Raw genomic sequence first — 12238 nt, forward strand, 5'->3', positions numbered from 1 at the left:
CGCATTAAGTACCCAGCGCCAGACGCTACTTGCGATGAGTCGACGAATGGCATCGCTGCAGGCCAGCAGACACAGCGCCAGCCAGAGCCAGAGGCCGCTGCCCACCGTGGTTCTCGCCAGCGGACTTTCCGCCGACGTCATATGCGTTGCCGCCAGCCCGGCCCCCCAGAACAGGATGATAAACAGCCCTTCAGCGAGGAGCAGCGTCAGCCACTGCGCCGTGCGCCCCTGCCAGAGAGAAAGGATCACCCACGCGCCGAGCGCCGACGCCAGACACCACGGCGTGAACGACCAGATTTGCCAGAGCGCTTTTCCTTCTCCCGACATCAGGCGGTTAGGGGCAACATTCACAAACGGTAGCGCGACTGCCGCGACGGCAACGCAGGCCAACAGCAGCAGTACGCGGTTATGACATTTTATTGGCACAGCCCTTTCCCGTTACTTCACAAGCCCTTGTTGTTTCAGGAAGTCGGCGGCCACTTTTTTGGCATCCAGCCCCTCGACGGCAATGCTGGCATTCAGCTGCTGCAGCGTTTTTTCATCAAGCTTTTCGAAAACCGGTTTGAGCCATTCGGCAATCTCCGGATAGGCTTTCAGTACCGCCTCACGCACGACCGGGGTCGGAGCGTAAATCGGCTGTACGCCTTTAGGATCGGTCAGGGTTTGCAGGCCGAGCGCCGCCACCGGGCCGTCGGTGCCGTAGGCCATTGCCGCGTTAACGCCGGAGGTTTGCTGCGCCGCCGCTTTGATGGTTACCGCCGTGTCCCCGCCCGCCAGCGAGAGCAGCTGAGCCTGGTCGAGCTTGAAGTCGTAGGCTTTTTCGAACGCAGGAAGCGCGTCGGGACGCTCGATAAACTCCGCGGACGCAGCCAGCTTAAAGTCGCCCTTCTCTTTCAGGTAGCGGCTGAGATCCGCCAGAGAAGTCAGCTTCCCTTTCTCCGCCACGTCCTTGCGCACGGCGATAGTCCAGGTATTGTTGGCCGGTGCCGGGGTCAGCCAGACCAGCTTGTTCTGTTCCGCGTCGAGTTTTTTGACTTTCTCATACCCGGCTTTGGCGTTTTTCCATGCCGGATCGTTTTCATCTTTGAAGAAGAATGCGCCGTTGCCGGTGTATTCCGGGTAGATATCCAGCTCGCCGGATGTAATCGCGCCGCGCACGACGGGCGTGGTGCCGAGCTGGACTTTATTGACCGTTTTCACGCCGTGACTTTCCAGCACCTGCAAAATAATATTGCCGAGCAGCGCGCCTTCGGTATCGATCTTTGAGCCCACTTTTACCGGCTCCGCCGCCTGTAACGGCAGGCTCAGCGCCGCCAGTAACACCGCAGATCCCAACATCCCCTTTGCAATCGTCATTCCGCTATCCTCATTTTTTTGCTGCCTTTTTCAGAGGCTTGAGAGAAAAGCGTAGCTTAAAACGGCGGAATTAACCGTCAAAATGCCTTTTTAGCATAAGGTAAGACGCCTCCCCCGCAGGACGGGGGGAGGCAAAGGAGGGAAAGGTTACAGCAGCTCGAACTCGCCTCTATTCACGCGGGCGGAGTCCACGCCGATAAAGACGTTAAATTTGCCCGGTTCCGCATCATATTTCATCTGCTGGTTCCAGAACTTTAGCGCATCCACGTCGATCGGGAAGCTGATGGTTTTGGTTTCCCCTGGCTTGAGGTTGACCTTCTCGAAGCCGCGCAGCTGCTTCACCGGACGGCTCATCGACGCGGTAACATCCTGAACGTACATCTGAATCACCGTAGCCCCTTCGCGCTTGCCGGTGTTGGTTACCTCGACGCTGGCGGTAACGTTGCCGTCACGCTTCAGGGTCGGCGCCGACATTTTCACGTCAGAGACCTTAAAGGTGGTGTAGCTCAGGCCGTAACCAAACGGATACAGCGGGCCGTTAGCTTCGTCGAAGTAACGAGACGTGTACTTGTTCGGCTTGTCAGCATTGTACGGACGACCGGTGTTCAGGTGGCTGTAGTAAACCGGGATCTGCCCGACGGAGCGCGGGAAGGACATCGGCAGCTTGCCCGACGGGTTGTAATCCCCAAACAGCACGTCGGCGATGGCGTTACCGCCTTCGGTACCGGCGAACCACGTTTCCAGAATGGCGTCAGCCTGCTGGTCTTCATTCACCAGCGCCAGCGGGCGACCGTTCATCAGCACCAGCACCAGCGGCTTGCCGGTCGCTTTCAGGGCTGCGATCAGATCGCGCTGGCTCTGTGGAATCGTGATATCGGTACGGCTGGAGGCTTCGTGCGCCATACCCTGCGCTTCTCCCACGACCGCGACCACGACGTCAGACTGCTTCGCGGCGTTCACCGCCTCGTCAATCATCTCCTTCGGCGTGCGCGGATCGACCTTCACCGCTTCCTCGTACTGGTTGAGGAAGGTCACGATGTCTTTATCGTTGGTGACGTTCGCCCCTTTGGCATAGACCACTTTGGCATTTTCACCGACGGCACTCTTGATACCGGTCAGCACGGTCACGGACTGGTCAGCCACGCCCGCGGCAGACCAGCTGCCCATCACGTCGCGCTTGCTGTCGGCCAGCGGCCCCACCACGGCAATGGTGCCGGATTTTTTCAACGGCAACGTGTCGAGGCGGTTTTTCAGCAGCACCAGGCTTTCGCGCGCCACGTCACGCGCTTCTTTGCGATGCAGGCGGCTTTCAGCGTTGGTATCTGCCGGGTCAGAGTCTTTCGGGCCCAGGTGGCTGTACGGATCGTTAAACAGCCCCATGTCGTATTTCACGTTCAGCACGTGGCGCGCGGCATCGTCCAGCTCCGCCATCGTTACCTTGCCGCTCTTCACAAGCCCAGGCAGGTATTTGCTGTAGTACTCGTCGCTCATGCTCATGTTGATGCCGGACTTGAGCGCGACGCGCACCGCGTCTTCCGGATCGGAGGCGGTACCGTGTTTGATCAGCTCTTTAATCGCGCCGTGGTCGGAAACGGTGATGCCCTTAAAGCCCCACTGGTCGCGCAGCACGTCTTTCAGCAGCCAGGAATCGGACGTCGCAGGCGTGCCGTTCAGCGAGTTCAACGCTACCATCACCGCGCCGCTGCCCGCATCAAGCCCTGCCTTGTACGGCGGCATGTAGTCGTTGAACAGGCGCTGCGGGCTCATGTCGACGGTGTTGTACTCTTTCCCGCCCTCAACCGCGCCATAGGCCGCAAAGTGTTTGACGCTGGTCATCACCGAGTAGCGGTCCGCCGGGCTTTTACCCTGCATCGCTTCCACCATGGTTTTACCCATCGTGGAGGTTAAGTACGTATCTTCACCAAAGCCTTCCGAGCCGCGGCCCCAGCGCGGATCGCGCGAAACGTCCACCATGGGCGCCCAGGTCATGTTCAGGCCGTCGTCCGCCGCTTCATACGCCGACACGCGCCCGACGGTTTTCACCGCGTCGAGGTTAAAGGAAGACGCTAAGCCGAGGCTAATCGGGAAGACGGTACGCTGGCCGTGCACCACGTCATAGGCGAAGAACAGCGGAATCTTCAGGCGGCTGAGATCCATCACCTGGTCCTGCATCTTGCGGATATCCTGGCGGGTGACGGTATTAAAGATGGCCCCTACCTGCCCGTCTTTGATCATCTCTCGGATGGCCTCTTTCGGGTTATCCGGGCCGACGCTGATCAGACGCAGCTGGCCGATTTTCTCATCGACCGTCATTTTCTTGAGCAATTCCGTGACAAACGCATCCCGCGCTTCAGGCGTGAGCGGGTGATTGCCAAACAAATCCTCTGCCAGCGCAGGTTGCAGCGCCAGGCTGACGGCGACACCTACAGAACATAGCCATTTCATGTCGTTTTACTCTCTCATAAATAACCGCCGGACGATCTCGGCCATACCGTGCGAAAAGCGCAGTGTGCCACAAACCCTCTGAACGTTGCAGGGTTATTCTCTGATTTTTCTCGTGAATACTCGACCGCTTAACAGTTAATCGCGCTATGCTTTACAGCGAGAAATTTGCCCCACCACAAGGAGTGGAAGATGTCTTCTGTTCGAACTGACGATAACAAAGCATTTATTAACGAACTGTCGCGCCTGGTTGGCTCCTCTCACCTGCTTACCGACCCGGCTAAAACCGCCCGCTACCGCAAGGGCTTCCGCTCCGGTCAGGGCGAGGCGCTGGCGGTGGTTTTCCCCGGCACGCTGCTGGAACTGTGGCGCGTGCTGAGCGCCTGCGTCGCGGCCGACAAGATTATTTTAATGCAGGCGGCCAACACCGGCCTGACCGAAGGCTCCACGCCGAACGGCAACGATTACGATCGTGACATCGTGATTATCAGTACCCTGCGTCTCGACAAGCTGCACCTGCTGGACAAGGGCGAGCAGGTGCTCGCGTTCCCCGGCACCACGCTTTACTCCCTCGAAAAAGCGCTCAAGCCGCTGGGCCGCGAACCGCACTCGGTGATTGGCTCCTCCTGCATTGGCGCCTCGGTGGTCGGCGGGATCTGCAATAACTCCGGCGGCTCGCTGGTGCAGCGCGGCCCGGCGTATACCGAGATGTCGCTGTTTGCCCGTATTGACGAAAACGGCAAGCTGACGCTGGTGAACCATCTGGGAATCGATCTCGGCGTGACGCCAGAACAGATCCTCAGCAAACTTGACGACGATCGCGTGAAGGACGAAGACGTGCAGCACGACGGTCGTCATGCGCACGATCACGACTACGTGACCCGCGTACGGGATATCGACGCCGATACGCCGGCGCGCTACAACGCCGACCCGGACCGCCTGTTTGAATCCTCCGGTTGCGCCGGGAAGCTTGCCGTTTTTGCTGTGCGTCTGGATACCTTCCCGGCAGAGAAAAAGCAGCAGGTATTTTACATCGGTACCAATCAGCCTGAGGTTCTGACGGAAATCCGCCGTCATATTCTGGGCGAATTCAGCAATCTTCCGGTGGCGGGCGAGTACATGCACCGGGACATTTACGACATCGCCGAACGTTACGGCAAAGATACCTTCCTGATGATCGACAAGCTCGGCACCGACAAAATGCCGTTCTTCTTCACCATGAAGGGCCGCACCGATGCGATGCTGGAGAAAGTGTCGCTGTTTAAACCCCACTTCACCGACCGCTTTATGCAGAAGCTGGGCAACGTTTTCCCGGCGCATTTACCGGAGAGAATGAAAACCTGGCGCGACAAGTACGAACATCACCTGCTGCTGAAAATGGCCGGGGACGGGATTGCCGAAGCGCAGTCCTGGCTGACCGAATACTTCAAAACCGCCGAAGGGGATTTCTTTGCCTGTACGCCTGAAGAGGGCAGCAAAGCCTTCCTGCACCGTTTTGCCGCCGCAGGCGCAGCCATCCGTTATCAGGCGGTGCATTCCGAAGAAGTGGAAGATATTCTGGCGCTGGATATCGCCCTGCGGCGTAACGACACCGACTGGTTCGAGCATCTCCCGCCGGAAATCGACAGCAAGCTGGTGCACAAGCTCTATTACGGCCATTTTATGTGTTATGTCTTCCATCAGGATTACATTGTCAAAAAAGGGGTCGACGCACACGAACTGAAGGAGCAGATGCTCGCCCTTCTGCGTGAACGCGGCGCACAATATCCTGCGGAACATAACGTCGGACATCTTTATGAAGCCCCTGACGCACTTAAGCAGTTTTATCGCGAGAATGACCCTACAAACAGCATGAATCCCGGCATTGGTAAAACAACGCGGAAGAAATACTGGAAAGAGAGCGCAGACGCGGAGCAGCGCATAACGCAAACGTCTGATTAATTCCTACAGCCAAATTTGAGAGATTGTTAAGCGCTCCTTAATCGTAATAGAGTAACTGCTTATCGCCGGAGAAACGTTTCTCCGGCTTTCTATAACGAGGAGCAGGCACATCATGTCGGCTGTTGATGTTTTATCCGAGACCGAACTGGAAGTGCGCGACGCCCTTCCCGATGATGTGCATGCTATTGCCGCGATCTATGCATGGCATGTGCTTCACGGGCGCGCGTCGTTTGAAGAAGTCCCCCCCACCATCGACGAAATGCGCCATCGCATGAAAAGCGTGGCTGAGAACGGTTTACCGTGGCTTATAGCACTTTATCGCGGCATCGTGGTGGGCTACTGCTACGCCACGCCTTACCGTCCACGGCACGCCTACCGCTATACCCTGGAAGAGTCGATATACGTTGATGCCAGCATTACCGGGCGCGGTTTTGGCTCGGCACTGATGGATGCGCTGATTGAACGCTGCGAGCAAGGGCCGTGGCGGCAAATGATTGCCGTGGTGGGAGATGGCAATAATAATGCCGGCTCGTTGCGGCTGCATAAAAAGCACGGCTTCGAGATTGTCGGTCAGCTGCGCAGCGTGGGGTACAAGAAAGGCGACTGGCGGGATACGGTGATTATGCAGCGCCCGCTCAACGATGGTGACTGGACGCTGCCGGAATAAACGCAGTGCGGTCTGATGCCCTCACCCCGGCCCTCTCCCACAGGGAGAGGGAGAAAACATAAAAAACGGTAACATGCGTTACCGTTTTGCTTTTACCTAATCATTCTGCGCCGTCGCCATCTGCTCGGCTTTCTGCTTTTTATACGTCAATGCCGCGGCCGGTACAGGCTGCACTTTTCCGGTTTCAATCCAGGTGCGCAGGCGGCTCGCGTCCGCGAAGTGGGTATATTTGCCGAAGGCATCCATCACCACCAGCGCCACTGGCTTACCGTTAAACACGGTGCGCATCACCAGACAGTGTCCTGCCGCGTTGGTAAAGCCGGTTTTCGTTAGCTGAATATTCCAGTTATCCCGGTAAACCAGATGGTTAGTATTGCGGAACGGCAGCGTATAGGCCGGGTTCGCAAAGGTCGCCATCTCTTCACGGGTGGTGCTGAGCTGACCAATCAGCGGATACTGTTTGCTGGCAATCAGCAGTTTCGTCAGGTCGCGCGCCGTAGAGACGTTGTTGATCGACAGCCCCGTCGGTTCAACGTAGTGCGTATTGTTCATCCCCAGCGCTTTGGCTTTCGCGTTCATCGCGCGGATAAAGGCGTCGTAGCCGCCCGGATAGTGGTGCGCCAGGCTCGCCGCCGCCCGGTTTTCAGACGACATCAGCGCCAGCAGCAGCATATTTTTACGGCTGATTTCACTGTTCAGACGCACGCGAGAGTAGATCCCCTTCATCTCCGGCGTGTGGCTGATATCCACCTTCAATTTTTCGTCCAGCGGCAGATGTGCATCAAGCACCACCATCGCGGTCATTAATTTGGTAATTGAGGCGATCGGGCGCACCAGGTCCGGATGGCTGGCATAGATCACCTTATTGGTGTTGAGATCGACAATCATCGCGCTGCCGGACGCAATTTGCGGTTGAGCAGCGGCGGCGCTCACCGCGGGCGTTTTGGCGACGGCCGGCACGGCAGCGGACGCGCCCAGCAGCAGCGCCAGGCTAAGTAAAGAGACTCGGAATTTCTGCATGGTGAGACTTCTGATAATTATTCACGCACGTCATGACGTACACCGCCTGTATCAACGGATAAACACAGGCTGGCTTCGGCATCATAGCGGTCACCGGGCGTTGTCGCCAGCGGATAATCGTGAACAGATGCTGCATTGCTGGCATTTACGCCAGCAATGCAGTGAACTCAGAAGAGCCGGTATCCGTAACCCCAAAGAATAACCGTCAGCGCCAGTAGCGCCTCCAGCACCAGCACCCCAATGGCGAGTGTTGAACTGGAAAAACTCAGGCCTTCTTCTTTATTGATATTCAGGAAGGTTGGAACCCCCAGATACAGCAGATACCCGGTGTAAAAGAGGGCAATGGTACCGATCAGCGCGCACAGCCAGACCAGTGGATAGAGCGCAACAATACCGCTTAAGAACAGCGGGGTCGCGACATACCCGGCAAAGACCATACAGTGCGCCAGCGATGGACGCTGCGGATAGTTACGCGCCATCCAGTGTATGACGCGCCCCATAACCGCCACACCCGCCAGCATCAGGCCATAAAAAACGATGGCCAGATAAAGCCCGGTAAACCAGGAAAGCTGAACTACGGTGCCGTCACCGAAGTTCCAGCCGATTTGTGTTGTTCCGATAAAGGCGCATATTACCGGCACCGCAGCCATCAGCAGCACATGGTGCGTATAATGATGCGAGACCGTTTCGTTCTCACTTTTAATGACATGCATTTCACGATCGGGATGGGAGAAAAGTCCCCAGACATGGTTCATAGCGCCCCCTTGTTGTCGGCCCGTCAGCGATACCTTAAGTATAATGCAGGCTTTAGATTATTTTATGTACAGTGGGAAATTTCCGTTGATTTCCCCGCTGTTGATTCATGGGGTATATGATTAAACGAGGCACGCTGAGGGAGATAACATTTACGTAATGGATATTAACGCACTCATTGAACAATATGGATATGCCGCGCTGGTCATCGGCAGCGTAGCAGAAGGTGAAACCATCACGCTGTTAGGGGGCGTCGCCGCACATCAGGGATTACTGAAGTTCCCGCTGGTCGTTGCCGCGGTCGCGCTGGGTGGAATGATTGGCGATCAGCTGCTCTACTTTCTGGGGCTGCGCTTTGGGCCAACGCTGCTTAAACGCTTCGCAAAGCATCAAAAGAAAATCCGCCGCGCTCAGCGGCTCATTCAACGTCATCCCTATCTGTTCGTCATTGGCACGCGCTTTATGTATGGCTTTCGCATTATCGGGCCGATACTGATTGGTGCCAGTCATCTGCCGCCAAGAATTTTTCTGCCACTCAATATTGTGGGCGCGGTTGCCTGGGCGCTGATCTTTACGACGCTCGGTTACGCAGGGGGCGAAGTGATTGCGCCATGGCTGCATAATCTCGACCAGCACCTGAAGCACTGGGCGTGGTTGATTCTTGTGGTTGTGGCGGTGATTGGGGTTCGACTGTGGCTGAAGCACCGGGAAAAGACGCGGGATGAGGAGTGAGTGCGGCCTGATGCCCTCACCCTCATGGCTGAGGGTTCCCCACAAAATAATGCCTGCACGGACGACCCCCTCTCCCTTGAGGGAGAGGGTTGGGGTGAGGGGGAACATACGGCTGTGGAGGTCATTCCGTTCACTTTATGTTCCTTGCTACTCTGAAACGACATGACCGGTGAACGTGCCAGGGTGGCTCAATCGCCACCACCCTGGCGACCCGGGCTCCCGGCGGTAAATCGCCGCTTCGCGGTGCCCTCAGCTTATTCCTTCAGGCTATCGGGTCGGGCATGAGCCTGCATCCCTGCAGGCCACGCCCTCTCGGCGCATCCCTGCGCCTCGCCCCGGCCTTACGGAAACGCTTCGGCGATTTACAGCCGGACCAGGGCGTCGCTGTAAGCTATTAATTTTGCTGAAGCAACGTTCATCGCTTCAGGTAAAAAAATTACTGGGGATTCCTCAACCCTGTGGGAGAGGGAGAAAGGTTACTACCCCTCCGGCTTAAACTGCGGGTTCGCCAGCATAAAGCCCCCGTCGACAATAAAAGATTGCCCCGTCGTGTAGCTGGCGTCGCTGTCGCACAGCCACGCCACCAGGCTGGCGATCTCTTTAGTGTGGCCCGGCCTTGCCAGCGGTATTTCCGGCATTGAGCCTTCCTTCACTTCGCTGTCGTTCATGTCATTCATCGGCGTGGCAATGGCACCCGGCGCGACGGCATTCACCAGAATATTGTGCTTAACCAGTTCCATCGCCATGGATTTGGTTAACCCGCCGAGCGCATGTTTTGCCGCCGTGTAGGCGCTCGCCTCCGGCAGCGGCGTGTGCTCATGCACCGAGGTAATGTTCACAATTCGCCCCCCTTCCCCCTGCTTCACCATCTGCCGGGCGGCAATTTGTGAACAGAGAAACGCGCCGTCCACGTCGACGGTGAAAATATTCCGCCAGTCGTCAAACGGCATTTCAAGGAACGGCGCTTTGGTCATCGCACCCGCATTATTGACCAGCACGTCCAGCCGGCCAAAACGCGCAATCAGCGTTTCAATAGCCTCTGCGCCTTCCGGCAGTGTGCTTAAGTCAAGATGGATAGCCTCTGCGCGCTGCCCCTGCGCTTCAACTTCGCGGCAGGTTTCCAGCGCCCCTTTTTCATCCGAATGCCAGGTGACGCCAATATCAAACCCGCGCTCTGCAAGCATCAGCGCCGTGGTTTTACCGATCCCGGAATCCGATGCGGTTACAATCGCTACTCTGGTCATACTCACCTCCTGAAAAACTGCAAAGAGGTAAGTATAGATAATGACCTTTTTTAGCCATGATGATAGCCACCGCCCAGCGCCGAGGTCAGCTGCAGCGTGGCGTCGACATACTGCCCCTTTAACAGTAATCCTTCGAGGTGTTCTTTGAGGGCCGGTATTCTGGCTTCACTGACCCGAGAGCCCGCAACGATCCCCGCGCTGAAACGCGCCTGGGCAAGCGCCACAACACGTGCCGCATCTTTTTCAACCTGCTGCTGGTGGCTGTTCTTCGCCGTCAGCGTTTCGACTTCACTGGCCGTGCGTGCCACCTGATTGACGGCTTCGACCACCGCTTTGTTGTAGTTCGCCACCGAGAGATTATTCTGCGCCTGTGCAATATCCAGGCTGGCGTTCAGCCTGCCGCTGTCGAAAATCGGCAGCGTCAGCCCGGCGGTCATGCCCATCTGCTGCGCGGAAGAGCGGAACAGATCGCTCAGGTGCAGGGCATCCTGCTGTAAGAATGCCATCAGGTTCACGTCAGGGTAGAAAGCCGCTCGGGCAGCCTCCACTTCGCTCATAGAGGCTTCGATATACCAGTGCGCCTCCTGAAGATCCGGACGACGTGCCAGCAGTTCATAGCCGAGCGTCGACGGTAACGAGGCTTCCACCGTCGGCAAGGCGTGCCGCGTCAGCGTCACGGAAGAGGCGTTCGTCAGCGCGACCAGGCGCGCCTCAACGGCTTTCATCTTCCCGTTGACTTCTGCGAGCTGCGCTTCGGTTTTGTTGGCGTTGATATCCGTTTCGACGCCCTCCACGGAGGAGGTGATGCCGTGTTGATACAGCTCGCGATCGGCACCGATAATATTGTCCTGCTCATGTTTGATCTGGGCGAGAACCTCCCCCACGGCGGCCTGCGTTTGCCACTCCCAGTAGAGCCGCGCCACGCTGCTGGCCAGCAGCTGACGCGTCTGTTCCAGCTCCGCTTTTTGCGCATTCACTTTGCCAATCCGGGCTTCGACCCGGGCGCGATTTTTTCCCCACAGATCGAGATCCCAGCCTGCGGTCAGGCCAAAGGTGCCGTTGGTGTACCACGGCCCGGTGGTGCCTGCAGCCGGGTCGGTAAAGGCAAACGGTCCCATCAGCCCTTCGGCGGACATTTTCTGACGTTCCGCATCGGCGGAAAAATTAATCTGCGGACCGTCGGCTGCCATTACGGCTTTGGCCTGGGCTTCGGCAAGCGTAATGCGCTGACGGGCAATCTGCATATCCGGCGCATCGCTTAATGCTTTCGCAATAAGCCCGTTAAGTTCGGGATTGTTATACTCTTTCCACCACTCATTTTTCGGCCAGTCGGTATGACGAAGCTGCGTATTCACCGACGCCGCAGCGGTTTGCGTTTTAATGGGAGATACCGTGGCATGTTCAGGCGCACAGGCAGCCAGAATAAAAACGAAGGGAGCACTCAGAGAAAAAATAAGAGAACGTTTCATGACGCCATAAACTCAAAAAATAAAGGCGCACGTTACGCTCAGTGTCGTTAATTTTTTTAGTAACGCGTGGCAATCCGCAAATTGTCATACATCTTAATACACGGAAATTTATTCCTAAAAATAATGATTAAATTTAATACATTCATGCCAACTATAAATACCCTGCTACACTTATTCAGGACATACATGAGCGGGAGAAGGGAATGAAAATATTACTGTGGGTTATTTTGATTATATTTCTGATAGGTCTCTTAGTGGTTACCGGTGTATTCAAAATGATTTTCTGATTCATTTGCCCGGCGCATCGCCGGGCAACGTCCTCGATATCAGGCTTTCAGCGAAGCCCCTTTCGTAGCAATAACCTCTTTATACCAGTAGAAACTCTTTTTGCGGCTGCGCGCCAGCGTGCCTTTTCCGCTATCATCGCGATCGACGTAAATAAAGCCGTAGCGCTTAGAGAGTTCAGCTTTAGACGCGCTCACCAGATCGATTGGGCTTTGTTGAATAAATCGAACTTTTGCTGAGTTGAAGGATCAGATCACGTATCTTCCCGACAACGCAGACCGTTCCGTGGCAAAGCAAAAGTTCAAAATCACCAACTGGCCCACCTACAA

Annotated in this window: 11 protein-coding genes and 1 pseudogene; 4 read left to right on the top strand and 8 right to left on the bottom strand. The window is 56.4% G+C overall.

Annotated elements, in window-relative coordinates; genetic code table 11:
* From ACWYRJ_RS19230 to bglX, 3 genes and pseudogenes are all read right to left on the bottom strand, one after another.
* Positions 1-426 (bottom strand): annotated as a pseudogene (locus ACWYRJ_RS19230) (ABC transporter permease); the annotation flags it as partial.
* Positions 427-438: 12 nt separating this feature from the next.
* Complete coding sequence (gene osmF / locus ACWYRJ_RS19235; protein WP_115875831.1) at positions 439-1356, bottom strand: glycine betaine ABC transporter substrate-binding protein OsmF; 918 nt, start codon at positions 1354-1356, stop codon at positions 439-441.
* Between the two features lie 147 nt (positions 1357-1503).
* Positions 1504-3801 carry a beta-glucosidase BglX gene (bglX, locus tag ACWYRJ_RS19240; RefSeq protein WP_455508446.1) on the bottom strand — a complete coding sequence of 766 codons (2298 nt, stop codon included), beginning with the start codon at positions 3799-3801 and terminating at the stop codon, positions 1504-1506.
* Between the two features lie 189 nt (positions 3802-3990).
* Here bglX and dld point away from each other — a divergent pair, with 189 nt between their 5' ends.
* Positions 3991-5739 (top strand): D-lactate dehydrogenase, encoded by a 1749-nt coding sequence (gene dld, locus ACWYRJ_RS19245; RefSeq protein WP_133294803.1) that lies wholly within the window; start codon positions 3991-3993, stop codon positions 5737-5739.
* A gap of 112 nt (positions 5740-5851) precedes the next feature.
* Positions 5852-6406, top strand: coding sequence for a GNAT family N-acetyltransferase (locus ACWYRJ_RS19250; RefSeq protein WP_111965978.1), 555 nt, complete (start codon positions 5852-5854; stop codon positions 6404-6406).
* Positions 6407-6502: 96 nt separating this feature from the next.
* On the opposite strand, the gene pbpG is transcribed toward ACWYRJ_RS19250, so the two are convergent.
* Entirely contained in the window at positions 6503-7426 is a 924-nt protein-coding gene (gene pbpG / locus ACWYRJ_RS19255) for a D-alanyl-D-alanine endopeptidase (protein WP_111965977.1), read from the bottom strand.
* 167 nt (positions 7427-7593) lie between these two features.
* On the bottom strand, positions 7594-8181 hold the full coding sequence (locus ACWYRJ_RS19260) for a Yip1 family protein (protein ID WP_023312454.1): 588 nt from the start codon (positions 8179-8181) through the stop codon (positions 7594-7596).
* Between the two features lie 157 nt (positions 8182-8338).
* Between ACWYRJ_RS19260 and ACWYRJ_RS19265 the strand changes: the two genes are divergently transcribed.
* Positions 8339-8911 (top strand): DedA family protein, encoded by a 573-nt coding sequence (locus ACWYRJ_RS19265; protein ID WP_455508447.1) that lies wholly within the window; start codon positions 8339-8341, stop codon positions 8909-8911.
* A gap of 479 nt (positions 8912-9390) precedes the next feature.
* Here ACWYRJ_RS19265 and ACWYRJ_RS19270 read toward each other — a convergent pair whose 3' ends face one another.
* Positions 9391-10155 (bottom strand): SDR family oxidoreductase, encoded by a 765-nt coding sequence (locus ACWYRJ_RS19270; protein WP_455508448.1) that lies wholly within the window; start codon positions 10153-10155, stop codon positions 9391-9393.
* A 50-nt stretch (positions 10156-10205) separates the two neighbouring features.
* Positions 10206-11624 carry a multidrug resistance outer membrane protein MdtQ gene (gene mdtQ / locus ACWYRJ_RS19275; protein ID WP_149366484.1) on the bottom strand — a complete coding sequence of 473 codons (1419 nt, stop codon included), beginning with the start codon at positions 11622-11624 and terminating at the stop codon, positions 10206-10208.
* 203 nt (positions 11625-11827) lie between these two features.
* Between mdtQ and yohP the strand changes: the two genes are divergently transcribed.
* Complete coding sequence (gene yohP, locus ACWYRJ_RS19280) at positions 11828-11911, top strand: small membrane protein YohP (protein WP_015572324.1); 84 nt, start codon at positions 11828-11830, stop codon at positions 11909-11911.
* Positions 11912-11950: 39 nt separating this feature from the next.
* Here yohP and ACWYRJ_RS19285 read toward each other — a convergent pair whose 3' ends face one another.
* Positions 11951-12130, bottom strand: coding sequence for a family 1 glycosylhydrolase (locus ACWYRJ_RS19285; protein WP_455508449.1), 180 nt, complete (start codon positions 12128-12130; stop codon positions 11951-11953).
* Between the last annotated feature and the right edge of the window lie 108 nt (positions 12131-12238).

It is taken from the genome of Enterobacter sp., assembly GCF_977039595.1.

Bases quoted from the DNA above. Each gene is read 5' to 3' on its own strand.
- mdtQ (WP_149366484.1), bottom strand. From the start codon at position 11,624: ATGAAACGTTCTCTTATTTTTTCTCTGAGTGCTCCCTTCGTTTTTATT.
- osmF (WP_115875831.1), bottom strand. From the start codon at position 1,356: ATGACGATTGCAAAGGGGATGTTGGGATCTGCGGTGTTACTGGCGGCG.
- bglX (WP_455508446.1), bottom strand. From the start codon at position 3,801: ATGAAATGGCTATGTTCTGTAGGTGTCGCCGTCAGCCTGGCGCTGCAA.
- ACWYRJ_RS19260 (WP_023312454.1), bottom strand. From the start codon at position 8,181: ATGAACCATGTCTGGGGACTTTTCTCCCATCCCGATCGTGAAATGCAT.
- ACWYRJ_RS19265 (WP_455508447.1), top strand. From the start codon at position 8,339: ATGGATATTAACGCACTCATTGAACAATATGGATATGCCGCGCTGGTC.
- ACWYRJ_RS19270 (WP_455508448.1), bottom strand. From the start codon at position 10,155: ATGACCAGAGTAGCGATTGTAACCGCATCGGATTCCGGGATCGGTAAA.
- pbpG (WP_111965977.1), bottom strand. From the start codon at position 7,426: ATGCAGAAATTCCGAGTCTCTTTACTTAGCCTGGCGCTGCTGCTGGGC.
- ACWYRJ_RS19250 (WP_111965978.1), top strand. From the start codon at position 5,852: ATGTCGGCTGTTGATGTTTTATCCGAGACCGAACTGGAAGTGCGCGAC.
- dld (WP_133294803.1), top strand. From the start codon at position 3,991: ATGTCTTCTGTTCGAACTGACGATAACAAAGCATTTATTAACGAACTG.
- yohP (WP_015572324.1), top strand. From the start codon at position 11,828: ATGAAAATATTACTGTGGGTTATTTTGATTATATTTCTGATAGGTCTC.